This is a genomic window from Paracoccus sulfuroxidans, assembly GCF_007830335.1.
Taxonomy (GTDB): domain Bacteria; phylum Pseudomonadota; class Alphaproteobacteria; order Rhodobacterales; family Rhodobacteraceae; genus Paracoccus; species Paracoccus sulfuroxidans.
In genome coordinates this window covers 166,015-187,749 of record NZ_VLKU01000002.1, presented here as the reverse complement: position 1 = coordinate 187,749, position 21,735 = coordinate 166,015, and the positions used below count along the sequence as shown (strand labels likewise).

General features: G+C 64.3%; 25 protein-coding genes, 1 tRNA gene and 1 pseudogene. 9 read left to right on the top strand and 18 right to left on the bottom strand.

Annotated elements, in window-relative coordinates; translation table 11 throughout:
* The first annotated feature begins 8 nt into the window (after positions 1-8).
* The 6 genes from sufC to IQ24_RS03410 all read left to right on the top strand — a co-directional run bounded on the left by sufC (position 9) and on the right by IQ24_RS03410 (position 4,522).
* Positions 9-764: a Fe-S cluster assembly ATPase SufC gene (sufC, locus tag IQ24_RS03435; RefSeq protein WP_145396320.1), complete on the top strand. Its 756-nt coding sequence runs from the start codon at positions 9-11 to the stop codon at positions 762-764.
* On the top strand, positions 764-2,122 hold the full coding sequence (locus IQ24_RS03430) for a SufB/SufD family protein (RefSeq protein ID WP_145396319.1): 1,359 nt from the start codon (positions 764-766) through the stop codon (positions 2,120-2,122). The genes sufC and IQ24_RS03430 overlap by 1 nt, the downstream gene beginning before the upstream one ends.
* Complete coding sequence (locus IQ24_RS03425; protein WP_145396318.1) at positions 2,119-2,607, top strand: hypothetical protein; 489 nt, start codon at positions 2,119-2,121, stop codon at positions 2,605-2,607. Before IQ24_RS03430 ends, IQ24_RS03425 begins: the two co-directional genes overlap by 4 nt.
* On the top strand, positions 2,604-3,191 hold the full coding sequence (locus tag IQ24_RS03420) for a Yip1 family protein (protein WP_158637474.1): 588 nt from the start codon (positions 2,604-2,606) through the stop codon (positions 3,189-3,191). The genes IQ24_RS03425 and IQ24_RS03420 overlap by 4 nt, the downstream gene beginning before the upstream one ends.
* Positions 3,188-4,399 carry a cysteine desulfurase gene (locus tag IQ24_RS03415; RefSeq protein WP_145396316.1) on the top strand — a complete coding sequence of 404 codons (1,212 nt, stop codon included), beginning with the start codon at positions 3,188-3,190 and terminating at the stop codon, positions 4,397-4,399. The genes IQ24_RS03420 and IQ24_RS03415 overlap by 4 nt, the downstream gene beginning before the upstream one ends.
* A 46-nt stretch (positions 4,400-4,445) precedes the next feature.
* Positions 4,446-4,522, top strand: a tRNA-Arg gene (locus IQ24_RS03410).
* Positions 4,523-5,098: 576 nt separating this feature from the next.
* On the opposite strand, the pseudogene IQ24_RS03405 reads toward IQ24_RS03410, so the two are convergent.
* From IQ24_RS03405 to trbG, 7 genes and pseudogenes are all read right to left on the bottom strand, one after another.
* A pseudogene (locus tag IQ24_RS03405) lies at positions 5,099-6,151 on the bottom strand (recombinase family protein); the annotation flags it as partial.
* On the bottom strand, positions 6,148-6,546 hold the full coding sequence (locus IQ24_RS03400; protein ID WP_029074249.1) for an HVO_A0114 family putative DNA-binding protein: 399 nt from the start codon (positions 6,544-6,546) through the stop codon (positions 6,148-6,150). The pseudogene IQ24_RS03405 and the gene IQ24_RS03400, both read right to left, overlap by 4 nt.
* Positions 6,543-6,896 carry a toxin-antitoxin system TumE family protein gene (locus tag IQ24_RS03395; protein WP_029074250.1) on the bottom strand — a complete coding sequence of 118 codons (354 nt, stop codon included), beginning with the start codon at positions 6,894-6,896 and terminating at the stop codon, positions 6,543-6,545. The genes IQ24_RS03400 and IQ24_RS03395 overlap by 4 nt, the downstream gene beginning before the upstream one ends.
* Complete coding sequence (locus IQ24_RS03390) at positions 6,893-7,210, bottom strand: hypothetical protein (protein ID WP_029074251.1); 318 nt, start codon at positions 7,208-7,210, stop codon at positions 6,893-6,895. The genes IQ24_RS03395 and IQ24_RS03390 overlap by 4 nt, the downstream gene beginning before the upstream one ends.
* Before the next feature lie 135 nt (positions 7,211-7,345).
* Positions 7,346-7,567 carry a DUF2274 domain-containing protein gene (locus IQ24_RS03385; protein WP_029074252.1) on the bottom strand — a complete coding sequence of 74 codons (222 nt, stop codon included), beginning with the start codon at positions 7,565-7,567 and terminating at the stop codon, positions 7,346-7,348.
* A gap of 2 nt (positions 7,568-7,569) precedes the next feature.
* Positions 7,570-8,706, bottom strand: coding sequence for a TraB/TrbI/VirB10 family type IV secretion system protein (locus IQ24_RS03380; protein WP_031623920.1), 1,137 nt, complete (start codon positions 8,704-8,706; stop codon positions 7,570-7,572).
* Positions 8,703-9,620 carry a P-type conjugative transfer protein TrbG gene (trbG, locus tag IQ24_RS03375; RefSeq protein ID WP_200523655.1) on the bottom strand — a complete coding sequence of 306 codons (918 nt, stop codon included), beginning with the start codon at positions 9,618-9,620 and terminating at the stop codon, positions 8,703-8,705. The genes IQ24_RS03380 and trbG overlap by 4 nt, the downstream gene beginning before the upstream one ends.
* A 96-nt stretch (positions 9,621-9,716) precedes the next feature.
* Here trbG and IQ24_RS03370 point away from each other — a divergent pair, with 96 nt between their 5' ends.
* Positions 9,717-10,094: a nuclear transport factor 2 family protein gene (locus IQ24_RS03370; protein ID WP_029074878.1), complete on the top strand. Its 378-nt coding sequence runs from the start codon at positions 9,717-9,719 to the stop codon at positions 10,092-10,094.
* Between the two features lie 5 nt (positions 10,095-10,099).
* Here IQ24_RS03370 and trbF read toward each other — a convergent pair whose 3' ends face one another.
* From trbF to IQ24_RS20475, 9 genes are all read right to left on the bottom strand, one after another.
* The gene (gene trbF, locus IQ24_RS03365; protein ID WP_031623919.1) at positions 10,100-10,789 is read right to left on the bottom strand and encodes a conjugal transfer protein TrbF; all 690 of its coding nucleotides are present in this window, start codon (positions 10,787-10,789) and stop codon (positions 10,100-10,102) included.
* Entirely contained in the window at positions 10,786-12,141 is a 1,356-nt protein-coding gene (trbL, locus tag IQ24_RS03360) for a P-type conjugative transfer protein TrbL (RefSeq protein WP_029074256.1), read from the bottom strand. Before trbL ends, trbF begins: the two co-directional genes overlap by 4 nt.
* A 2-nt stretch (positions 12,142-12,143) precedes the next feature.
* Complete coding sequence (trbK-alt, locus tag IQ24_RS03355) at positions 12,144-12,410, bottom strand: putative entry exclusion protein TrbK-alt (protein WP_031623918.1); 267 nt, start codon at positions 12,408-12,410, stop codon at positions 12,144-12,146.
* A 14-nt stretch (positions 12,411-12,424) separates the two neighbouring features.
* The gene (gene trbJ, locus IQ24_RS03350; protein WP_029074258.1) at positions 12,425-13,201 is read right to left on the bottom strand and encodes a P-type conjugative transfer protein TrbJ; all 777 of its coding nucleotides are present in this window, start codon (positions 13,199-13,201) and stop codon (positions 12,425-12,427) included.
* Positions 13,198-15,690, bottom strand: a complete 2,493-nt coding sequence (trbE, locus tag IQ24_RS03345; RefSeq protein ID WP_145396315.1) for a conjugal transfer protein TrbE — start codon at positions 15,688-15,690, stop codon at positions 13,198-13,200. Before trbE ends, trbJ begins: the two co-directional genes overlap by 4 nt.
* A gap of 10 nt (positions 15,691-15,700) precedes the next feature.
* On the bottom strand, positions 15,701-15,982 hold the full coding sequence (locus IQ24_RS03340) for a VirB3 family type IV secretion system protein (protein WP_029074260.1): 282 nt from the start codon (positions 15,980-15,982) through the stop codon (positions 15,701-15,703).
* Positions 15,982-16,314: a TrbC/VirB2 family type IV secretion system protein gene (locus tag IQ24_RS03335; RefSeq protein WP_029074261.1), complete on the bottom strand. Its 333-nt coding sequence runs from the start codon at positions 16,312-16,314 to the stop codon at positions 15,982-15,984. The genes IQ24_RS03340 and IQ24_RS03335 overlap by 1 nt, the downstream gene beginning before the upstream one ends.
* Positions 16,311-17,258: a P-type conjugative transfer ATPase TrbB gene (gene trbB / locus IQ24_RS03330; protein WP_200973972.1), complete on the bottom strand. Its 948-nt coding sequence runs from the start codon at positions 17,256-17,258 to the stop codon at positions 16,311-16,313. The genes IQ24_RS03335 and trbB overlap by 4 nt, the downstream gene beginning before the upstream one ends.
* A gap of 194 nt (positions 17,259-17,452) precedes the next feature.
* Positions 17,453-17,587: a hypothetical protein gene (locus IQ24_RS20475; protein WP_277872851.1), complete on the bottom strand. Its 135-nt coding sequence runs from the start codon at positions 17,585-17,587 to the stop codon at positions 17,453-17,455.
* Between the two features lie 55 nt (positions 17,588-17,642).
* On the opposite strand from IQ24_RS20475, the gene IQ24_RS03320 reads away from it, so the two are divergent.
* Positions 17,643-18,407 carry an alpha/beta fold hydrolase gene (locus tag IQ24_RS03320; RefSeq protein ID WP_158581548.1) on the top strand — a complete coding sequence of 255 codons (765 nt, stop codon included), beginning with the start codon at positions 17,643-17,645 and terminating at the stop codon, positions 18,405-18,407.
* A 76-nt stretch (positions 18,408-18,483) separates the two neighbouring features.
* Here IQ24_RS03320 and IQ24_RS03315 read toward each other — a convergent pair whose 3' ends face one another.
* Positions 18,484-18,957: a hypothetical protein gene (locus IQ24_RS03315; protein ID WP_029074263.1), complete on the bottom strand. Its 474-nt coding sequence runs from the start codon at positions 18,955-18,957 to the stop codon at positions 18,484-18,486.
* 10 nt (positions 18,958-18,967) lie between these two features.
* Positions 18,968-20,956 (bottom strand): conjugal transfer protein TraG, encoded by a 1,989-nt coding sequence (locus tag IQ24_RS03310; protein WP_029074264.1) that lies wholly within the window; start codon positions 20,954-20,956, stop codon positions 18,968-18,970.
* A 269-nt stretch (positions 20,957-21,225) separates the two neighbouring features.
* Between IQ24_RS03310 and IQ24_RS03305 the strand changes: the two genes are divergently transcribed.
* Entirely contained in the window at positions 21,226-21,732 is a 507-nt protein-coding gene (locus IQ24_RS03305; RefSeq protein WP_145396313.1) for a winged helix-turn-helix transcriptional regulator, read from the top strand.
* Positions 21,733-21,735: the final 3 nt, after the last annotated feature.

Here is a 21,735-nt window from a genome sequence, read left to right as displayed (position 1 = left end):
GGAAAACTATGCTGGAAATCAAAAACCTGCACGCCGAACTTGAAGATGGTGGCAAGCAGATCCTGAAAGGGGTCAACCTGACGGTGCCGGCGGGCCAGGTTCATGCGATCATGGGCCCGAACGGTTCGGGCAAGTCGACGCTGTCCTATGTCCTCTCGGGCCGCGACGGCTATGAGGTGACCGAGGGTGAGGCGACGCTGGACGGGCAGGCCCTTCTGGACATGGAGCCGGAAGAGCGGGCCGCCGCTGGCCTGTTCCTGGCGTTCCAGTACCCGGTCGAGATCCCCGGCGTCGGTAACCTGACCTTCCTGCGCACCGCCGTGAACGCACAGCGCAAGGCCCGTGGCGAGGAAGAACTGACCGCCGCCGAATTCCTGAAAGTCGTGCGTGAGAAGGCGAAAAGCCTGAACATCGACGCCGAGATGCTGAAGCGTCCGGTCAACGTCGGCTTCTCGGGGGGCGAGAAGAAGCGCAACGAGATCCTGCAGATGGCCATGCTTGAGCCGCGCATGTGCATTCTGGACGAAACCGACTCGGGTCTGGACGTCGACGCCATGCGGCTGGTGGCCGAGGGCGTGAACGCGCTGCGTTCGCCCGACCGCGCTTTCTTGGTCATCACCCACTACCAGCGCCTGCTGGACCACATCAAACCGGATGTCGTCCACATCATGTTCGACGGTCGCATCATCAAGACCGGCGGCCCCGAGCTGGCGCTTGAGGTCGAACAGAACGGCTATGGCGAACTGCTGGCGGAGGTCCAGTGATGTCCACGACAACGCTTGCCTCGGCGAAGCCGGAAACGGCCCCGCAAGAGCCGCTGGCGCTGCGACTGGCCGCGCTGGATCTGCCGGTCGGCGGCTTCACACGCGCCGCACGTGCCGATGCGCTGACCCGTTTGCAGGCCATGGGCCTGCCGAAGGGGCGCGACGAATACTGGCGCTACACCAACCCGGCCGCCTTCAACCAGCCGCAGCCCAACGCGCTGCCGGTCGATGAATCGGTTCTGGATTCGCCTCTCTTCACCAGCATCGACCGGCTGCGGCTGGTCTTTGTCGACGGTCGCTTCGATGCGGCTGCCTCGGACGAGCTGAAGGGCGAGGGGCTTGAGATCGCCTCTCTGGCCACCGCTGATGCGCAGGCCGATCACTGGGCCGCAGGTGTCTATGGCAAACTGGAAACGGCGGGCCAGACCCCGGTCGCGCGCCCCTTTGCCGCGCTGAACACGCTGGCAGCAACCGATGGCGTGCTGATCCGGGTGACCGGCAAGGTCTCGCGCCCGGTGCATCTGGTCTATCGTCGCAGCGATCCGCTGGCCGACGTGCATCTGCATCATGTGCTGAAGCTGGAGGCCGGGTCGGAACTGACCCTGCTGGAAACCGGCATGGTCGGCGCACGTTCGAATGCGGTGATCGAGGCGGATCTGGCCAAAGGCGCGCAGCTGCACCACATCGCGGCCAAGCGCGCGGGCTATCAGAAGGTCGGCATCAGCCAGATCTTCGCCCGCGTCGATGCCGAGGCGCTGTTCAAATCCTTCAACCTGCAGGTCAACGGCACCTTGATGCGCAATGAAAGCGTGCTCGAGATCGTCGGCGATGATGCCGTGGCCCATATTGCGGCGGCGGTTCTGGGCGACGGTCGCGTCGGTCCCTTCCATCAGGACGACACCGTTTTCATCACCCATGCGGCCGAGCGGTGCGAAAGCCGTCAGGTCTATAAGAAGGTGCTGAAAAGCGGCGCGCGCGGCGTGTTCCAGGGCAAGATTCTCGTCAAGCCCGGTGCGCAGAAGACCGACGGCTATCAGATCAGCCAGGCGCTTCTTCTGGATGACGACAGCGAGTTTCTGGCCAAGCCCGAACTTGAGATCTATGCCGATGACGTCAAATGCAGCCATGGCTCGACCACCGGCGCGCTGGACGAGACGGCGCTGTTCTATCTGCGCTCGCGCGGGGTTCCGAAAGAGCGGGCGACCGTTCTGCTGGTCCTCTCGTTCCTGGCCGCTGCGCTGGAAGAGGTCGATGACCTCCGCCTGCGCGACGAGATCTCCGAGCGTCTGGACGAGTGGCTGACCAGCCGCGCAAGCGAGCTGGACCCCAGCGGAAACGGAGCTTCTGCGAAAGCATGACCCAGGCGGGTATCGTTCCGCGCATCCTGCAAAGCTGGCGCCGCCCGGGCAAGGTGATCACCTCGCTTCGGGGGGCGCCTGACCGGGTTCTGATCGTGATCCTGATGCTGGCGATGCTGATGTTCCTGATCGCTCAGGCGCCGGGGCATGCGCGCGCGGCTGAGTTGGATCCCTCGATCCCGCTGGGCGCGCGGATGGGCGGGGCGCTGCTGGCCGTCATGTTCATGATGCCGCTGTTGGCTTATGGGCTGGCGGCGCTGGTCCCTGTGCTGGCGCGACTGCTGCGCTGGCGGATTTCGCCGCTGGATTCGCGGCTCGCGCTTTTCTGGGCGTTGCTGGCGGTCTCGCCCGCGATGCTGCTGGCGGGGATGACGGCGGGTTTCGTCGGCCCCGGCCCTGCGCTGACGCTGGTTCAGGCACTGGCTGGCATCGCCTTTCTGGTGATATGGGGGGCCGGATTGAAAGCCGTCGCGGAGAAGGCATGAACTTCAGCAATCTGGGTGATCTGGTCGTCCTGTCGGTGCGCAACCCCGCTGCCGCCTACCGCGTCCTGCAAGGGCTGGGGCTTCCCCTTTTTGCCCGCTGGATGGTGATGGTGCTGGCGGCCTCGCTGGCCGCGCTGCTGGTGGCCCTGATCTCTTATCTGATCCCGTCCGGGACGGATGATCTGGTCACCGCCATCAGCATGCAGCCCATCTCTTATGCGGGGATGCAGCTTCTTGGCATGCTGATCATGACTGCCGCGATCACCTTCCTTGGCCGCGCCTTTGGCGGCACCGGCACATTCCCCGACGCCATGCTGATCATCGGCTGGATCGAGATGCTGATGGTCGCCTCCTCGGCGCTGCAGATCGTTCTGGCGCTGGTCTTTCCGGCGGCGGCGCAATTCGTCGTTACGATCTCGATCGCGCTGGCGCTCTATCTGCTGGTGACGATGACCAAGGCGCTTCACGGCTTTCGCAATATGGGGAAGGTCATCCTGGGCTTCATGGCCTCGCTTTTCGGGCTGGCCATTCTTCTGACCATCGTTTTGACCGCGCTAGGGGTAACCCCGGAGGTTCCGGCATGAGTTTTGATATCCAGAAGGTCCGCAAGGACTTCCCGATCCTCTCGCAGAAGGTGAATGGCCGACCGCTGGTCTATCTGGACAGCGGCGCCTCGGCCCAGAAGCCGCAGGTGGTGATCGACGCGATCTCGCAGGCCTATTCGGCCGAATACGCGAACGTCCATCGCGGGCTGCACTATCTCTCGAACCTCGCGACCGAGAATTATGAGCGTGTGCGTGCCATCATCGCCCGCTTTCTGCATGCCCCACATGAAGATGAGGTGATCTTCACCTCGGGCGCGACCGAGGGGCTGAACCTCGTCTCTTACGGCTGGGCCGCGCCGCGTCTGCAGGCGGGTGATGAGATCGTGCTGTCGGTGCTGGAGCATCACGCCAATATCGTGCCCTGGCATTTCCTGCGCGAGCGTCAGGGCGTCGTGCTGAAATGGGTCGAGCCCGAGCCTGACGGCAGCCTGCCGCCCGAAAAGGTGCTGGCCGCCATTGGTCCCAAAACGAAGCTCGTTGCCGTGACACATATGTCGAACGTGACCGGCACCGTGGTCGATGTGGGCGCGATCGCGCGCGGCACCGATGTGCCCGTGCTGGTCGACGGCTCGCAGGGTGCGGTGCATATGCCGGTCGATGTCGGCGCGCTTGGTGTCGATTTCTACGCGATCACCGGGCACAAGCTTTACGGGCCCTCGGGGTCCGGCGCGATCTGGATCTCGCGCGCGCGTCAGGCCGAGATGCGGCCCTTCATGGGCGGCGGCGACATGATCCGCACCGTGACCCGCGACAGCGTCGACTATGCCGATCCGCCCCTGCGGTTCGAGGCAGGCACGCCTGGCATCGTCAACCAGATCGGCCTCGGCGTCGCGCTGGAATACATGATGGACCTCGGCATGGAGAACATCGCCGCGCATGAGCGCAGCCTGCGCGACCTTGCCCGCGACCGGCTGCGCAGCCTGAACTGGCTGAGCGTTCAGGGCGATGCGCCCGACAAGGGCGCGATCTTCTCGATGACGATGGAGGGGGCGCATGCGCATGACATCTCGACCATCCTCGACAAGCGCGGGATTGCCGTCAGGGCAGGGACGCATTGCGCCATGCCGCTGCTGGAGTTCTTCAACGTCACCGCAAGCGCGCGGGCCAGCTTCGGCATGTACAACACCGCCGAGGATGTCGACGCGCTCGTCGACGGGCTGACTTTCTGCCGCGAGCTTTTTGGCTAAGCCCCATTGCGAAGGCCATTGTTTGCGTTTAAGCAACTCTGGCGCTGCACCCGTAGCTCAGCTGGATAGAGCGCTGCCCTCCGAAGGCAGAGGCCAGAGGTTCGAATCCTCTCGGGTGCGCCATTTCAGAACAGAACTATGAACGCCGAACGCCGCCGTTTCTACGCTTGAAGCGGCGACCAGCGTTCGCAGCAGTTCCGACTTCGATCCCATGATGCGAACCTCGTCGTCGGCAACCTCGACACGCTGCGCCAGCGCGCGTAGATGGTCGCGGCGGTAGCCGCCATCGTTGAGCCTGATCCGTTCACGGGCTTTGCGGGCAAACCCCTTGAGCATATCGGGGGTGACGCCCTGATTGCCTGAACTATCGAGCGCGAGCTGCGTGCGCTCCGCGTCGGCGGCGGCTTGATCCCGCAATGCCTTGAGGCTCACCATGCGTTCCTTTGCCATGGCGTCGTCCTTGGCCACCATGCCGGCTTCGATGGCGTCAAAGAGACGGCCGAGCCGCTGGTCGGCTTCCGTGATTCGCCTTTGAAGCTCGGCAAGATGCTCGCGGCGGCGCTCGGTGCGTTCCTGTCGGCGGTCGATGACGCTGGCAAGGACGGTTTCCAACCGCTTGGGCAGGAGCAGGCGGTTCCCGATATAATCGGCGACCGTATGGTCCAGCTTGTCCATGGGGATCGTGCGACCCTTGCAGCCGGTCTTGCCCTGCCGGGCCTTGGTCGAGCAGGTATAGTAGCGGTATGTCGCGCCCGTGCTGCCTTGGCCGGTGCGAAGCGTCATCGCTCCCCCGCACTTGGCGCAGAAGCAAATGCCGGTCAGGAGCGTCGGGCCGCTGGAGACACGTGCAGGCGTCACCATGGGATTGCGGGACTTGAGGCGGGCTTGCACCGCGTCGAACGTCTCGCGCTCGATTAGGGGCGGCACCGCCATGATGGCGACCTCGCTCTCCGGCTTCTTCTCCCGATCCTTGTGCGAGCGGGTGTTGAACCTGTGCTCGCCGATATAGGTGGTGCGGGTCAGGATGGCGTGGATTTGCGCCAATCCCCAACGCCCTCCGTCGCGGGTGAAGAAGCGGCGCTCGTTGAGATAGGTGGCGATGGCCTTGACGCCCATCGCGCCGGACGTGCCGTCTCCTTCGAGGAACAGGCGATAGATCAGCCGCACGGTGTCGGCGTGCAGCGGGTCGATCTCCAGCTTCTTCTTGATCTTCGATCCGCGCTGCTCGGCCGCGACGATGCGATAGCCGATGGGCGGCCGTGCGCCGTTCCAGAAACCCTGCCGGGCATTCTCGTTCATGGCGCGCAGGACGTGCTTGGCGTTCTCCTTGGACTGGTATTCGTCGAACAGCGCCATGATCTGCCGCATCATCTGGTGCATGGGATCGTCGCCCATTTCCTGCGTGATGGACACGAGCTTGACGCCGTTCTTCGCCAGCTTGCGAACGTAGAACTCCATCTCGAAGTGATCGCGGAAGAAGCGCGAGAAGCTATGCACCACGACAATGTCGAAGGGCGCGGGCTTCGACGTGCCCGCCTCGATCATGCGCTGGAATTCGGGGCGCTTGTCGTTGGTGGCGGTTGCGCCCGGTTCCACATAAGTCTCAACGAGCTGATAGCCGCGCTGCTCGCAATAGGCTTCGCCCTGCCGCTTCTGGTCGGGAATGGAAATATCATGCTCCGCCTGCCGGGCAGTCGAAACGCGCAGGTAGAGCGCGGCGCGGGCGGTAGTGGTTGGGCTGTGAATGTTCATGGTCGGCCTCCCATAGCTTTCTTCATCTTGGGGTGGTCGATCAGGGGCAACGCCAGCTCCACGCGGTCATGCACCACCTTGGGCGCGAGCTTACGCCCATGCCCCGGTTCGAGTCGCACAAGACCGTAGTTCTCCATGGTTTTCAGGGTGCGTGACAGATTGGAGCCGGCCCGGCCGGTGATTTCCGCCAGTTCCTCCAGCGATGCCGGGGCTTTCTCGGCGATGATGCGCAGCAGTTCGCGGTTGCCGGCCGACAGCACCTTGGCAAAGGATTCGGTCGAGGTGAACCACACCTTCGGATCGCTGGGCGCAGGTTTTTCCTCGCCGCGCGCGATCCGCATGGTGCGGGCCTTCATTTCTTCATAGTCGGCAATCCCGACTTTCAATGTGGTCATAGGGCACCTCGTTCCTTCAATACCGCGTCCACGGCCTGCCAGAAGTCGGCCAGCAGCGTGGCCGCATCCTCGTAGGCGTAAGGCTTCACGGTCTGAAAGCGGTGCCGATGGTCCATCGGCGCGCCGCGCCTGCCTCGGCCGACCGGATGGGCATTGTCGAAGCCGACCAGCCGTTCGCCCGAAGGCTCGTGAAGCGTGAGCGAATAATCGAGGCCGTGCGGCTTTTCCGGCGAGGCCGGAACGCGGGTGACGACGAACTTCACCCAATGGCCGCCCTCGGGATCGACAAAGAGCATCTGTCCGTCGAGGTCCAGAAGCGTGTCGAGGCTTGGATCACGATCCACGCTCACGTCTTTTTCCTATCAGTTTGTGATAGGTATTGCAAGCTGTCATTCGGCTTTCTCGGGTTCAAGAGTTCGTCGAACACATCGCCGAACCAACGCTCGAACACGTCAATCTCGGCTTCGGTGACGGGAATGTCTTCGGGCCAGTCGTCGGTGACACGCATCCTCTGCCCATCCGGGCCGAGAAGTGGCATGTTGCCGGCTCGCGTCCGGCCGTCGGGCGTAGGATCGTCGGCGTAGTCGAAAAGATCGTCGGGAAGTGGTTCGGGGATCGACTGTCGCGGTCGCCCTCTCCGGGCGCGGCGGCGCTCTGCGCACATGGAATCCTCCTTGGTTCTGTTGGAATCCGAGGCGCTCAAGGCCCCGGAATTAGGCGAACCATGGAGGGCAGTCGGCGGCCTGTAGCGTGCCGCATTTGCGCCTATGCGCTGGCGGCACCCCTGCCGGGATGGGACTCAGTTGGCGGCTCGCCGTGCCTTGGCGAAGCCGCGATCCGTTGCGATGAACCGCTCCAGCATCGGCACGATGAGCCTGACGGGATCGGCGGCGGGCTGGCCGCTCTCGCGGGCCAGCACCTCGGCATAGGCGACCAGATCGCGGTGAAGTGGCGCAGGCAGCTCCACGGTGATCTTCACGGGCTTGTCGTCGGGCAGCGGGCCGAGTTTCAGCTTGGTCATGGTCAACCTCCTGCCGGTTCGAATACAAGGTCGCGGGTGACGATGATCCTGACCGGGAAGCCGGGCCGGATGGTCAGCGTCGGTGCGACCTGCAACTGGCGCTGGACGATCTGCTGCCCCGCCTGATTGACGGTATCCTGCGCCCCGTCGCGGATGGCCCGGATAAGCCGGTCCTCGTCGCTGGTCGCCAGTTCCGTGCCGACTGCGAGCAGCGTGGACAGCCCTGCGGCCTTCATCAGATCCCACCAGTGGTAATCCACGCCATCCTCAAGCCCGGCGTAACCGGAAGCGTCCGCACCCGGCAGACGCTCAAGGACGATGGAACGGCCGCCCGGCAGGATCAGGCGGTTCCACACCAAGAGCACCCTTCGCTGGCCGAAGGTCACGCCGTCATCGTATTGGCCGATGATGCGCGTTCCCTGCGGGATCAGCAGCAGCGACCCGGTCGGGCTGTCATAGACGTTCTCGGTCACTTGAGCCGTGATCTGGCCCGGCAGGTCCGAACGGATGCCGGTGATGAGCGCGGCCGGAATCACGGCCCCGGCCTGAAGGATGTAGGGCGATGCCGGCGGCGCGACACGATCCGGCGCGACAGTCTGCCGGTCCACGGGTCCATTGAGGAAAGCCGCGTGCCGGTCCTGCGTCGCGGGCTGTCCGCCGAGGCCAAGACCGGCAAGGCTGGGCATGGCCGTCCCTGCCGGCGATCCCGTGCGCGGGCCGGACTGGAAGAACACATTGCTTAAGCGCGCGGCTTCTTCCTCGGCGCGGCGGCGTTCCTCGGCGGGATCGACGGCGGGCGTCGCCATCGTAGGCGGTGCGACGGGCTGCCCTCGGTTCTGCGCGTCGAGGATCGGACGGCCCAAATCTCCGGGCAGCGCGGGGCCGAGCACCGGCCCGCTATAGTCGCTTGGCAGACCGGCGAGGCCGTCCGCCGTGGGCCGGTTCTCGGTCGAGTAGAGTTCGCCGCCGTCCGGCCCTCCGTCGCGGGTCTGGAGCGCATAGATGAGTGCGCCGCCGATGCCGAGCAACGCAACCGCGCCGACGCCCGCCAGCATCTTGCGGGACAGGCGGGTGACGCGCGGCGGCTCGGCGCGCAGCCGCATGGGGGCTGCGGTTTCGGTGATGGTGTTGTCGGTCATGACGGGGAGCCTCCGGTCGCGCTGGCGGGCTGCGCGTCGGCGGCCTGCGTCGGGTTGGTGCGGACGATCCTGACGACCTGCTGGCGGCTGCCAGAGCCAAGGCGCAGCTCGGCCGCGCCGAACAGGCGGTCCACGATCAGGACGTTCTGGTGGACTCGGCTGTTGACGATCTGCGGCTCGCCGTTCGCGCCAAGCACGAAGATGGGCGGCATCTCGCCCTGCACGATCCCGGCCGGGAAGACGACATAGACGCGGCGGCCATCGTCGAAGACGGAGACGGGCCGCCATGGCGGGCTATCGCCCTGCACCTGCAAGGCGTAGCGATAGTTCCGCGCCGCCTCGGCGGGGATGATCGGGGCTGTCGGAACGGTGCGGCGCTGGCCGGGCGTCGCGGGATAGGCCCAGGCGACGGCGGGCATGTAGAGCGATTCCCGGGCGCGCAGCTCGATCATGTAGGTGCGCCGGTCGGTGGTGACGACAAGGTTGGTGGCGATGTCGGGTCGCGTCGGCTTCACGAGGATATGGACGCGGCGGTTCGCGCCCGAACCGGATTCCGTGTCGCCGATGATCCAGCGGGCGGTGTCGCCCGCCGCGATTGGCCCCGCGCCGGTCAGGCTCTCGCCCGGCTCCAGCGCGATCGTCGTGATCTGCCCGACTGCGGCATAGACCTGATAGAGCGCGCCTTCCGACCACGGATATATCTGGATGGCGTTGTAGTAGCCTTCGCGGCGCGGCTCGACGCGGGCGGCTGCATTGGCGTTCTCGACGCGGCCGGTCGGCGTGCCGGCAGCCGTACCGCCCCGCGCCACGGTCCATGCCGGGGGCACATGCAGCGGCCGGGGCGTGTTGTCGACTGCTGCCGCCTGCACGGTCGGCAGCGGCGGAACGCTGGCGTCATAGCTGAATTGCGGCATCCGATTGGTGGCGCAGCCGGTCAAAGCGATTGCCACGACCGTCACAAAAATAGCATACGATAGCGGCTTTAGGATTAGTAGTGAGGAACTGACAGGATGGATACTGTCCCGACGATTGTTGCCCGGTATATCGACGCCTACAACACGATGAATGTTCAGGCGATGCTCGACTGCCTGTCGGGCGACGTTCGGTTTATCAACAGATCGAACGGAGAAGTGACGAACGAGACGCATGGGATTGAGGCATTTCGCGCGTTGGCGGAACAGGGTGTTGAATTGTTTGCGGAAAGAGAACAGACAATTCTCGACTGCATCGCCATTGAGGACCGTGCAGCGGTGCGCATCGGCTATCGCGCCAAGGTCAAGGCCGACCTGCCCAACGGCTGGAAGGCTGGGCAGAAGATCGAGATAGCGGGCACCTCGTTCTTCATGATCTCCAAGGGAAAGATCAGCGAGGTGATTGATGCAAGCTGACGTTTTCATTGGCTCATCTCCCGCGACCACGAAATTGCATTGACGTAGATTCCCAGCGGATTGGCGCGCAGGCGCTCGGCGTCGCGCGGCGGCTGGATGACGATAGTGAGGATGGCCGTCCATCGTTCCGTGGTGGAAAGCTGGCCGTTCTCGAAATGCCTTTCCGTCCACGCGACGCGGAAGCTGTTGGGCGAGGCCCGGATGACGCTGGACACCTCGACGGCGACCTGTTGGCGGCCGACCTTGGTGAAAGGGTCATTGGCGCGGGCGTAATCGTTCAATGCCGCCGCGCCGCGATCCGTGGTCCATTCATAGGCGCGAAGCCAGTTCTGGCGGACGATGATCGCGTCGGCCGGGATCGCGCGGACCTGTTCGATGAAGCGGCCGAGATGGAAAGCAATCTGCGGATCGGTCGGGCGATAGTCGGCATTGGCTGGCGCGACGGTCTGCGCTTGACCGAGATTGTCCACCTGCACGACCCAAGGCACCACGGTCCCACGCGCGGACTGCCAGACCAGCGCAGAGGCGAAGCCGGCCGAGAGGATCAGCGAGCCGAAGGCCATGAGCCGCCAGTTCCGCGCCTGCACGCGGGCCGAGCCGATACGCTCGTCCCACACTTGCGCGGCGCGCTGATAAGGCGTCTCGGGTTCCGGCGTCTTGCCGTAATGAGTTGCTGGTCGTTTGAAGATGCTCATGAGCGGTCACTTTCGGAAAGATTGATGGAGGAACCGGAGCCGTGGCTGTCGCCGGAGCGCACCGCATGGGCGGCCATGGTCGTGCCGTGGTTGAGGGCTTGCGAACGCTGCATGCGCTGCGCCCAGGCCGGAGGACCGGCGGATGGTGCCGGCGATGCGGGCGCAGCATCGCTCCCGCCGACCGTTCCCATGGTGGAGCTGCCGCCGCTTGCGCCGAATCCGGCCTTCGAACCTTCGGAGAAGCTGGATTTGACGGATTCGCTGGCCCGCGCGGCGGCGCGTTTGAGGGGTGAGATGGCGGCCGAACCTGCTGCGCGGCCGACGCCGCCGAGACCGGAGGCGACGCCTGCCGCGCCGGACTGGCCAAGCGATCCGACGCTATAGGCGGCGGTCGCCGCGCCCGCGGTGGCCGCGCCGCCGCGGACGGCCGCGGCCCCGCCGGACAGGGCAGCGGCACCACCTTTGGCGGCGAGCATGGCCCCGCCGCCAGCGGCGACGGCTGCACCTGCGACCGCAAGCCCGGTTCCCACGGCAGCACCCGCGCCGAGCTGCGGGCCGCCCGAAACGATGCCGTTTGCTATGCCGGGGCCGAAGATGCCGAGGCCGAGCAGCGACAGAGCTGCCAGCACAATCGCCATGGCGTCGTCGATGGTCGGGGTCGCCCCGCCGAAACCGGCCGTGAATTGCGAAAACAAGGTGCTGCCGATACCGATGATGACGGCGAGCACCAGAACCTTGATGCCGGAGGACACCACGTTGCCCAAGACCTTCTCGGCCATGAAGGCGGTCTTGCCGAACAGGCCGAAGGGGATGAGGACGAAGCCGGCAAGCGTGGTCAGCTTGAACTCGATGAGGGTCACGAAAAGCTGGATGGCGAGGATGAAGAAGGCCAACACCACGAGCGCCCATGCGAACAGCAGGCACGCGATCTGGATGAAGTTCTCGAAGAAGGCGATCCAGCCCATCAGGTCGGAAATGGAGTCGAGCAGCGGGCGGCCGGCGTCGAGGCCGGTCTGCGCTACGCGGCCCGGCCGCGTCAGACCGGTGACAGAAAAGCCGGTGCCCGACGCCATGAGACCGAGGCCGGCGAAGCTCTCGAAGACGATCCGGGCGAGGTTGTTCCAATTGCCGATGATGTAGGCGAAGACGCCCACGAAAAGGGTCTTCTTCACCAGCCGAGCGATGATGTCGTCATCTGCGCCCCATGCCCAAAAGAGCGCGGCAAGCGTCACGTCGATGACGATCAGGGTGGTAGCGATGAAGGCGACTTCGCCAGACAACAGCCCGAACCCGCTGTCGATGTAGCGCGTGAATACGCCGAGGAAATTGTCGATGACGCCCGTGTTTCCCATGGTCAGCGCGCCTCGCTGCGGTCACGGCCGAGGAAGCGGTCGCGGGATTCAGCCCATGCGGCGAGGCAGTCGGTGTCGCTCGCCGCCGCCTCGCCGAGTTGCTGGCAACGGCGCAGGGTTTCGCGCAGGGGATCGGCCGGGGGCTGGAGGGCCGATGCCGGCCGTGACGCGGAAGGCTCGTCCTTCCGCGTCATGTCGATTGCGGTCACTGTCAAGGCAATCGCAACGAACACCACGGCCCCGAGCCGGACCAGCATCTTGCCGTCCATGGCGAGCCTCCCGGTCAGTTGTTGCCGTTGTTGAACATCTGCGCGTTACCCGGCTGATAGCCGCTGCCGGGCGTCAGGAAACGCTCGCGCTGGATGCGGCCCTGTTCGGCGGCGGTCGCGCGCTCGGCTTCGGTCAGCGCGTCGGCGCGGCCGTTCGCCGAGATGACCGCGATCAGATCGGAAAGCTGCTGTGACTGGAGCGCGAGAAGCTGGTTGCCGGCCTGCGTGGCTTGCAGCGCGCCGGTCGCGCCTTGGCTCTGGCCGACAAGCGCGGCCATCTCGGCGCGGTTGCTGTCGATGTTGCCGACCGCACCCGCCTGCACGCGCATTGCGTCCTGCAAGCCGCCGACCGTGTTCTCCCACCGGCTGCGCGCATCGGCGACAAGCTGGGCGTCGGTCGTCGAAAGCGAGACGTTGCCGTATTGCTGTTGAAACGCTTGGTCGATCTGCCCGACCTCGAACGCGATGTTCTGCGCTTGGCTAAGAAGCTGCTGCGTCCGGCTCACGTTCTGCTGGAGCTGCTGGAGCGACGAATACGGCAGGCTCGCCAGATTGCGGGCCTGATTGATGAGCATCTGCGCCTCGTTCTGGAGGCTGGTGATCTGGTTGTTGATCTGCTCCAGCGTGCGCGCTGCCGTGAGCAGGTTTTGCGCGTAGTTGCTCGGGTCATAGACGATCCGGCCGAAACCGAATTGCGCATGGGCCGGGCTTGCCAGCATGGGCGACAGCGCGACGGGCACTGCGAGCGCCAGCGCGAGGGCCGAAGCCCCGACAAACTTGGGATAGGTCATGGAAGAATCTCCTGTGTGGGGTGGGTATCGAGCCGGGCCGGCGCGGCGGATTCCGGCCGGTCGGCAAGATTGGTGAGGTTGGGGATCAGCTCGGCCGCCCACTCGACGCCGCGCGCGCGTAGCCATGCGGCGAGGAAGCCGTCGCGGCCGTGTTCGGCGACGATCTGTGCAATGAGCGTCTGGTCGGATTTGGCGGATGCGGCGCAGAGCGCGAGGCCGATTTCGGACAGGCCAAGCTCGAACAGGCGATTGCCGCGCCTCGACTGGCAGTAGTAGTCGCGCTTGGGCGTGGCCCGTGCGAGGATTTCGATCTGCCGGTCATTCAACCCGAAACGCCGGTAAATCTCGGTAATCTGCGGCTCGATGGCGCGCTCGTTCGGCAGCAGAAGCCGCGTCGGGCAGCTCTCGATGATCGCGGGCGCGATGTTGCTGCCGTCAATGTCGGACAGGCTTTGCGTGGCGAAGATGACGCTGGCGTTCTTTTTGCGGAGCGTTTTCAGCCATTCGCGGAGCTGGCCGGCGAAACCCTCGTCGTCCAGCGCAAGCCAGCCTTCATCTATGATGAGAAGCGTCGGCCGCCCGTCGAGCCGGTCGCCGATGCGGTGGAACAGGTAGGACAGCACGGCCGGGGCCGCTCCAGTCCCGACAAGGCCCTCGATCTCGAACGCCTGCACATCCGCCGAGCCGAGATGTTCGGCTTCGGCGTCGAGCAGCCGGCCATAGGCACCGCCGACGCAGAACGGCCGGAGCGCCTGTTTCAGATCGTTGGATTGCAGCAGCACCGCAAGGCCGGTGATGGTGCGTTCCTCGACCGGGGCCGAGGCCAGCGAAGTCAGCGCCGTCCAAAGATACTCTTTGACCTCGGGCGTGATGGCGATGCCTTCCCGCATGAGGATGGCGGCAATCCAGTCCGCCGCCCATGCGCGTTCATAGGTGTCGTGGATGCGGGCGAGCGGCTGGAGCGAGACGGACGCCTCGGCCCCTTCTGTCAGCCCGCCACCAAGGTCGTGCCAGTCGCCGCCCATGGCGAGCGCGGCGGCGCGGATGCTGCCGCCGAAGTCGAAGGCGAAGACCTGCGATCCGGCGTAGCGCCGGAACTGCAAGGCCATAAGGGCGAGCAGCACGCTCTTGCCCGCGCCCGTGGGGCCGACGACAAGGGTGTGCCCTACGTCGCCGACATGCAAAGACAACCGGAACGGGGTTGAGCCTTCGGTCTTTCCAAAGAGCAGAGGGGGCGCACCGAAATGCTCGTCCCGTTCCGGCCCCGCCCACACCGCCGACAGCGGGATCATGTGGGCGAGATTCAATGTGCTGATGGGCGGCTGGCGGACATTGGCGTAGGCGTGTCCGGGCAGGCTGCCGAGCCATGCGTCAACCGCGTTGACGCTCTCGGGCATGGCGGTGAAGTCGCGCCCCTGAACGATCTTCTCGACCAGGCGCAGCTTCTCGTCGGCTAGGCGCGGGTCGGCATCCCATACGGTGACGGTGGCCGTGACATAGGCCATGCCCGCCACGTCCGCGCCGAGTTCCTGCAAGGCCATGTCGGCGTCGAGCGCCTTGTTGGCCGCGTCGGTGTCCACCAGCGCGGACGCCTCGTTGGTCATCACCTCTTTCAAGATCGCGGCGATGCTCTTGCGCTTCGCAAACCATTGGCGGCGGATGCGGGTCAGCAGCCGCGTCGCGTCGGTCTTGTCGAGCAGGATCGCGCGCGTGCTCCACCTGTAGGGGAACGGCAGGCGGTTCATTTCGTCGAGCAGGCCCGGCGTCGTCGCGGTCGGGAATCCCACGATGGTCAGCACGCGCAGATGCTTGGTCCCAAGGCGCGGCTCCAGCCCGCCGGTCAAGGGCTGGTCGGCGAGCAGCGCATCGAGGTGCATGGGCACCTCGGGCACGCGCACGCGATGCCGGTTGGTCGAGATGGTGGAGTGGAGATAGGTCAGCGTCGCGCCATCATCCATCCAACGGCACTCGGGCATGAAGCCGTCGAGCAAAGCCAGCACGCGGTCGGTGCGGTCGATGAAGCCGCGCAGCAGCTCCCACGGGTCCACGCCGGTTTTCTCGCGGCCCTCGTAGAGCCATGCCTCAGTGCGGGCGGCTTCCTCGGCCGGGGGCAGCCAGAGGAAGGTCAGGAAATAGCCCGACACGAAATGCGTGCCTGCTTCCTCGAACCCGGCTTTGCGCTCGGCATCGACCAGCGCCGATGCCGCATCGGGAAAGGTGCTGTCGGGATAGGTCGCGGCCTCGCTGCGCTGCGCCTCAACAAAGATGCTCCAGCCGGAGCCGAGGCGGCGCACGGCGTTATTGATGCGGCCGGCGACGGCGACCAGCTCGGCCGCGACGGCGGAATCCAGATCGGGACCGCGAAACTTCGCGGTCCTCTGAAAACTGCCGTCCTTGTTCAAGACGACGCCGGAGCCGAGCAATGCGGCCCATGGCAAATAGTCGGCGAGCCGGGCGGCGGTGCGGCGATATTCGGAAAGGTTCATCATGGCCGCGCCCTCACACCGCCAGATGGCCGGGGACGCGCAGATGCCTACGCCCGACCTCGACGAATTGGGGATCGCGCTTCGCCGCCCATACGGCTGCGAAATGGCCGATTGCCCAAATGGCGATGCCGACCAGCCAGAGGCGCAAACCGAGGCCCACGGCTCCGGCCAGCGTTCCGTTCATGATGGCGATGGAGCGCGGTGCGCCGCCGAGCAAAATATGCTCGGTCAGCGCCCGGTGGACCGGGACCGTGAAGCCCGGCACCGCGTCGAGCAGTTCGAGGCCGCCCGCCATCAAACGAGCGCCCCGCCGCCGAACGAGAAGAAAGACAGGAAGAAGCTCGATGCGGCGAACGCGATGGACAGGCCGAAAACGATCTGGATCAGGCGACGGAAGCCGCCGCTGGTATCGCCGAACGCGAGGGTCAGGCCCGTCACGATGATGATGATGACGGCGATGATCTTGGCGACCGGCCCCTCGATGGACTGGAGGATTTGCTGCAAGGGCTGTTCCCATGGCATCGACGAACCGGACGCATGGGCGGCCGGGGCAAGCATGAGGCTGATGGCAAGGGCAGATGCGGCGGTCGTGGCGAAGCGATAGCCGCGCGTAAGGGTGCGGATCATGAAGATTCTCCTGTGCTGGTGGGGATTGCCGAAGGGATGGGATGCGTGATGCGGTAGTCGCCGTCCGGCCCCAGCCCCTCGACGCGGGCAAGCTCGGCCAGCCGGCGCGCGGAACCGCGCCCGGAAAGGACGGCAACAAGGTCGATAGTCTCGGCGATCAGCGCACGCGGGACCGTGACGACAGCCTCTTGGATGAGCTGTTCAAGGCGACGAAGCGCGCCGATGCCGGTGCCGGCGTGAATGGTGCCGATCCCGCCGGGATGGCCCGTGCCCCATGCTTTGAGCAGGTCGAGGGCTTCCGATCCGCGCACCTCCCCAATCGGGATGCGGTCGGGGCGCAGGCGCAGCGAGGACCGCACAAGGTCCGACAGGCTGGCGACGCCATCCTTGGTGCGCAGCGCCACCAGATTGGGCGCGGCACATTGCAGCTCGCGGGTGTCTTCGATGATGACGACACGATCCGCGCCCTTGGCGACCTCCGCCAAAAGGGCATTGGTGAGCGTGGTCTTGCCGGTGGAAGTGCCGCCCGCCACCAAGATATTGGCGCGGGCTGCGACGGCTTCGCGCAGCGTTTCCGCCTGATCGGCAGACATGATGCCGGCGGCCACATAGTCGTCGAGCGTGAACACCGCGACGGCAGGTTTACGGATGGCGAAGGCCGGCGCGGCGACCACGGGCGGCAAAAGGCCCTCGAACCGTTCCCCGCTCTCGGGCAGCTCTGCCGAGACGCGGGGGCTGCGGGCATGAACCTCTGCGCCGACATGATGCGCGACCAGCCGCACGATGCGTTCGCCATCGGCGGCGGACAGGCGTTCGCCCGTGTCGGAAAGCCCTTCGGACAGCCGGTCCACCCAAAGGCGACCGTCCGGGTTCAACATTACCTCGACCACGGCCGGGTCTTCGAGCAGCCGGGCAATGGCGGGGCCGAGCGCGGTGCGCAACATGCGCGCGCCGCGCTGGATCGCTTCCTGTCTGTGGTGGTTGGTGGTCATGTCGGCCCCGGCTTCTGGCGGGGCGCAACAGGCGGTCCCCGGATCGGGGTCGATTAAGAAAGCCCGGAATTGGGCCGGTTCAACAAGTATCTAAGCGGCGGCGGCAATCGGCGGCCATCGGCGGTAAATAGGACGGGTCCGAATACTTATTCTTGATCGCCGTTGCTCTCGGATTCGTCCGGCAACGGATCGTCGGGAAGTGAGTCGATGTCGCGCGACAGCTCTTTGAGGAACCTGTCGCCGGTCGCCAGACGCCGGCCGAGATTCTGCTGCCTTTCCACCTCTCCTTTTTGCTACCGAAGTTGCGATCAGGCTTGTCGCACGTTATTGATGGTCATGCCCTATGTTAAAAATGACGACGTTCTCGTGAGGTATGAGACGTTTGGTGATGAAACGAACCTGCCTCTTGTCCTGATCTTTGGCATCAGCATGACCTGTGAGGACTGGTTAGAACTTGGCTACATCTCAGGATTGGCTAAGGAATTTCATGTCGTATGTGTCGAACCTCGCGGGCACGGGCTAAGCACATGCCCCACGAATTCGTCCTCTTACGCATTGCCCAAAATGGCTTCTGACATTGAAACGGTAATCAACACCCTAGATCTAGTAAATCCATTAGTCTGGGGATACTCGCTCGGCGCAAAAATAGCGCTCGCTGCCGCCGTTCAAAATCCAGAGGCTTATCGAGGATTGATTCTTGGGGGGTTCGAGCTTCACTCTGAAGTCGATTTGGCGACAGATATGGTTGCCGAAACATTTTCCAGTGGAGCACAAGCTTGGCTTGCTGTTTGGATGCAAATGTTCGATGTGCCGGACGGCATGGCCACCCGTCTTGCTCGCGTCAACACCAACGCACTTCATGCATTACGCACCGCTGAAGCTGAATGGCCGCCCTTGGGTGCGGCTTCTGAGTCGTTCACTGCGCCAGTTTTACTTTATGCAGGCGAAAAGTGCTTTTTTCGGAATGCAACAGCCGCCGCCGTCGCACATTTCCCATCAGCACGGTATCTCGAACGCCCTGGGCGAAATCACTTTGATCTGATGCCTGATAGCGCGTGGATAACCGGAGAGGTAGTTCAGCAATTCGGAAGCTCTAGATAACATTGATGCGTTGACGGAGAGAAGTAGGCGAACCTAGCGCCGCGCATAGCGACTATAGTCGGTGCAATAATCTTCATCAGCGCTCCTGCGTTGGATGATTGTTCAACCCCGGAAGACCTTCTTCAGGCCCAACATCTCTCGTAATCTCCTTCAAGAACCTGTCGCCCGTCGCCAGACGCCGGCCGAGATTCTGCATGAATCCTTCAAACCGTTCCGCACCTTTCGCGCGGGCAGCAGATTGCGCGGCTCCTGAAAGCGGCGGCGTGATGGTCATCCAGAAATGGATGAACTGCGCGACCGTCTCGCCGAGGACGGCGAGATCTAGGTCGAGCGTGTCGATCTGGCGGCCGAGTTTATCCAAGCGGCGAGACATGGCGGCTTCAAGCTGGTCGTCGGCATCGCCGGACAGGTAGGACATGACCGCCGCCTCCACGATGGCGGATTTCGAGACATTGCGGCGCAGCGCCGCCGAGCGGCGCAGCGCCATCGCCTCGATCTGCGGGATGAGCGCTGGGTCGAAATAGAGATTCAGGCGGGTGCGTGTGGTCATAGGCGTGTCCTCAAAGCTCGATTCCATCATCGGGGTTCATCGCCACCTGCCGCGCCACCATCCTCATGCGCTGGCGGATAGTGCGGGCCTTGGCCGCGTCAACATCCGGCTCGTCGTCCAGAATGTCGAACTCCTGTTCGGGGGATGGCGGCGGGGTGACGATTTCCTCATGCTCGGGCAATTCCGGCTCGCGGCGGATGCCGGCGTTGGCCGGATCGCCCTCGGTCGCATCTGCGGCGACCGTTGCGGAACGGCTTCCCGCCGCGACCACGCGGCCGGACCAGTCATCGGCGGATGGGCTGGGCGCCAGCGGAGCGGCGACCAGATCGGGCGGGGTCAGGATGCGTTCCTGAAACCGCGCATCCTCGAAATAGCGGGCCTTGGTTGCGCGGATCGGCGGCGTGCCCGCGACCATGACGATTTCGTCGGTTGGCGGAAGCTGCATGATCTCGCCCGGCGTGAGCAGCGGCCGAGCCGTCTCCTGCCGTGAAACCATCAAGTGACCTAACCACGGTGCAAGGCGATGGCCGGCGTAGTTGGTGGAATCGCGCAACTCGGTCGCGGTGCCAAGCGCGTCGCTCACCCGCTTGGCCGTCCGCTCGTCATTCGTGGCGAAGCTGACGCGGACGTGGCAGTTGTCGAGGATGGCGTTGTTCGGCCCATAGGCGCGCTCGATCTGGTTGAGGCTCTGCGCGATCAGGAAGCCTTTGATTCCATACCCCGCCATGAAGGCGAGCGCCGATTCAAAGAAGTCGAGCCGGCCGAGCGCCGGAAACTCGTCCAGCATCAACAGCAGGCGATGGCGCTTGCCGGAGGTGGTCAGTTCCTCGGTCAACCGCCTGCCGATCTGGTTGAGGATCAGGCGGATAAGCGGCTTGGTGCGGTTTATGTCGGACGGCGGCACGACCAGATAGAGCGTGACGGGCCGGCGGCTGCCGACCAGATCGGCAATGCGCCAGTCGCATCGTGCCGTCACCTGCGCCACCACGGGATCGCGGTAGAGGCCGAGAAATGACATGGCTGTGGAAAGGACGCCGCTGCGCTCGTTCTCGCTCTTGTTCAGCAGCTCGCGGGCCGACGACGCGATGACGGGATGAACGCCAGCCTCGCCGAGATGCGGCGTATCCATCATGGCGCGCAAGGTCGCCTCGACCGGGCGACGCGGATCGGACAGGAAGTTGGCAACGCCCGCCAAGGTCTTGTCCTTCTCCGCATAGAGGACATGCAGGATCGCGCCGACCAGCAGCGAATGACTGGTCTTTTCCCAATGGTTCCTTTTGTCCAAGCTGCCTTCGGGATCGACCAGAATATCCGCGATATTCTGCACGTCGCGGACTTCCCATTCCCCTTGCCGGACCTCCAGCAGCGGGTTGTAGGCCGACGATCTGGCGTTGGTTGGATCGAACAGCAGCACGCGGCCATGCTTCGCGCGGAAGCCCGCTGTCAGCGTCCAGTTTTCGCCTTTTATGTCGTGGACGATGGCGGATGCGGACCATGTCAGCAGCGTCGGCACCACCAGCCCGACACCTTTGCCGCTGCGCGTCGGGGCGAAGCATAGGACATGCTCCGGGCCATCATGGCGCAGGTAGTCCCGGTTGTATCGGCCGAGCAGGACGCCATCGGGACCGAGCAGGCCGGCGGTGCGGATTTCCCTATCCTCTGCCCATCGCGCCGAACCATAGGTGGCGACGTTGCGCGCCTCCCGTGCCCGGATGATCGACATGAGGATGGCGGCGGCGATGGCGAGGAAACCGCCCGATACGGCGATGATGCCGCCCTCGACGAAGATCGCGGGCGCGTAGGCGTCGAACGAAAACCACCACCAAAAGAAGGCCGGCGGATAATAGACCGGCAGGCCAACCAGCTCGAACCACGGATTGCCAAGCTGGGGCTGGAAGCCGAGACGAAACGCTACCCATTGCGTCGCCGCCCACGTCATCACCAAGACGATGGTGAAGACTACGGCGATCTGACCCCAAAGGATTCGGCCTCCGCGCAATGCAGGCTCCAGTCGGCAAAAGAGACGGAGCCGATCAGAGAGTAGGCAAAATCGGGACAGGCAACAGGAAAGCGGATGCGAGAGGGCTGCCGGATACTATCGGCGGCAAATAGGACGGGTTGCATTCACCGCCATCCGGCCGGGTGATCGCCGCTGCTCAACTGGTCGGGCGAATCGCCGCAATGGATGCCTCGGATAGCCCTCGCGTCATGTCGCCGCTGTCACATATGTAACTTGCATAATGGAAGTAACGCCATTATGGATGTGCCATGCAACGAACAAGCTTTCTATCATCCGAATGTCCCGCAGCCCGAGCGCTGGAAAGCGTGGGTGACTGGTGGAGCATCCTGATCCTGCGGGACGCCTTCCAAGGGTTGAGCAAATTCGATGAATTCGAGAAGAATCTCCGTATTTCCACGAACATTTTGGCGAGGCGATTGAAACATCTCACAGCCGAAGGGTTGTTTGAAAGGCAACGATACAATGATCATCCGCCTCGATTTGAATACGTCCTTACCGACAAGGGGCGAGATTTCTATCCGGTAGCAATCGCCCTGTTCGCATGGGGAAACCGGAATCTTGCGCCCAATGAAATAGCCATGCGCCTTGGCGACAGGGAAACCGGTAGGGAACGAAACGCCATCATAGTCGATGCGGATACTGGAGAAAAAATCACTCCTGAAAACACGGTTCTTCTAGCAGGCCCAGCGGCGACGGAAGAAACGATGCGCGTCATAAACCGTGTGAAGCGGGTAAACTCAGAAAAAGCGGAATAATCA

Excerpts from the sequence above, each read along its gene's own strand:
- sufC (WP_145396320.1), top strand. The coding sequence starts at position 9 with ATGCTGGAAATCAAAAACCTGCACGCCGAACTTGAAGATGGTGGCAAG.
- IQ24_RS03340 (WP_029074260.1), bottom strand. The coding sequence starts at position 15,982 with ATGGCGGGCGGCCTCGAACTGCTCGACGCGGTGCCGGGCTTCACGGTC.
- trbF (WP_031623919.1), bottom strand. The coding sequence starts at position 10,789 with ATGAGCATCTTCAAACGACCAGCAACTCATTACGGCAAGACGCCGGAA.
- IQ24_RS03400 (WP_029074249.1), bottom strand. The coding sequence starts at position 6,546 with ATGACCACATTGAAAGTCGGGATTGCCGACTATGAAGAAATGAAGGCC.
- IQ24_RS03425 (WP_145396318.1), top strand. The coding sequence starts at position 2,119 with ATGACCCAGGCGGGTATCGTTCCGCGCATCCTGCAAAGCTGGCGCCGC.
- IQ24_RS03370 (WP_029074878.1), top strand. The coding sequence starts at position 9,717 with ATGGATACTGTCCCGACGATTGTTGCCCGGTATATCGACGCCTACAAC.
- IQ24_RS03420 (WP_158637474.1), top strand. The coding sequence starts at position 2,604 with ATGAACTTCAGCAATCTGGGTGATCTGGTCGTCCTGTCGGTGCGCAAC.
- trbL (WP_029074256.1), bottom strand. The coding sequence starts at position 12,141 with ATGGGAAACACGGGCGTCATCGACAATTTCCTCGGCGTATTCACGCGC.
- IQ24_RS03390 (WP_029074251.1), bottom strand. The coding sequence starts at position 7,210 with ATGTGCGCAGAGCGCCGCCGCGCCCGGAGAGGGCGACCGCGACAGTCG.
- IQ24_RS03305 (WP_145396313.1), top strand. The coding sequence starts at position 21,226 with ATGCAACGAACAAGCTTTCTATCATCCGAATGTCCCGCAGCCCGAGCG.
- IQ24_RS03385 (WP_029074252.1), bottom strand. The coding sequence starts at position 7,567 with ATGACCAAGCTGAAACTCGGCCCGCTGCCCGACGACAAGCCCGTGAAG.
- trbG (WP_200523655.1), bottom strand. The coding sequence starts at position 9,620 with ATGCCGCAATTCAGCTATGACGCCAGCGTTCCGCCGCTGCCGACCGTG.
- IQ24_RS03335 (WP_029074261.1), bottom strand. The coding sequence starts at position 16,314 with ATGATCCGCACCCTTACGCGCGGCTATCGCTTCGCCACGACCGCCGCA.
- IQ24_RS03430 (WP_145396319.1), top strand. The coding sequence starts at position 764 with ATGTCCACGACAACGCTTGCCTCGGCGAAGCCGGAAACGGCCCCGCAA.
- trbK-alt (WP_031623918.1), bottom strand. The coding sequence starts at position 12,410 with ATGGACGGCAAGATGCTGGTCCGGCTCGGGGCCGTGGTGTTCGTTGCG.
- IQ24_RS03380 (WP_031623920.1), bottom strand. The coding sequence starts at position 8,706 with ATGACCGACAACACCATCACCGAAACCGCAGCCCCCATGCGGCTGCGC.
- IQ24_RS03320 (WP_158581548.1), top strand. The coding sequence starts at position 17,643 with ATGCCCTATGTTAAAAATGACGACGTTCTCGTGAGGTATGAGACGTTT.
- trbJ (WP_029074258.1), bottom strand. The coding sequence starts at position 13,201 with ATGACCTATCCCAAGTTTGTCGGGGCTTCGGCCCTCGCGCTGGCGCTC.
- trbE (WP_145396315.1), bottom strand. The coding sequence starts at position 15,690 with ATGATGAACCTTTCCGAATATCGCCGCACCGCCGCCCGGCTCGCCGAC.
- IQ24_RS03315 (WP_029074263.1), bottom strand. The coding sequence starts at position 18,957 with ATGACCACACGCACCCGCCTGAATCTCTATTTCGACCCAGCGCTCATC.
- trbB (WP_200973972.1), bottom strand. The coding sequence starts at position 17,258 with ATGTTGCGCACCGCGCTCGGCCCCGCCATTGCCCGGCTGCTCGAAGAC.
- IQ24_RS03415 (WP_145396316.1), top strand. The coding sequence starts at position 3,188 with ATGAGTTTTGATATCCAGAAGGTCCGCAAGGACTTCCCGATCCTCTCG.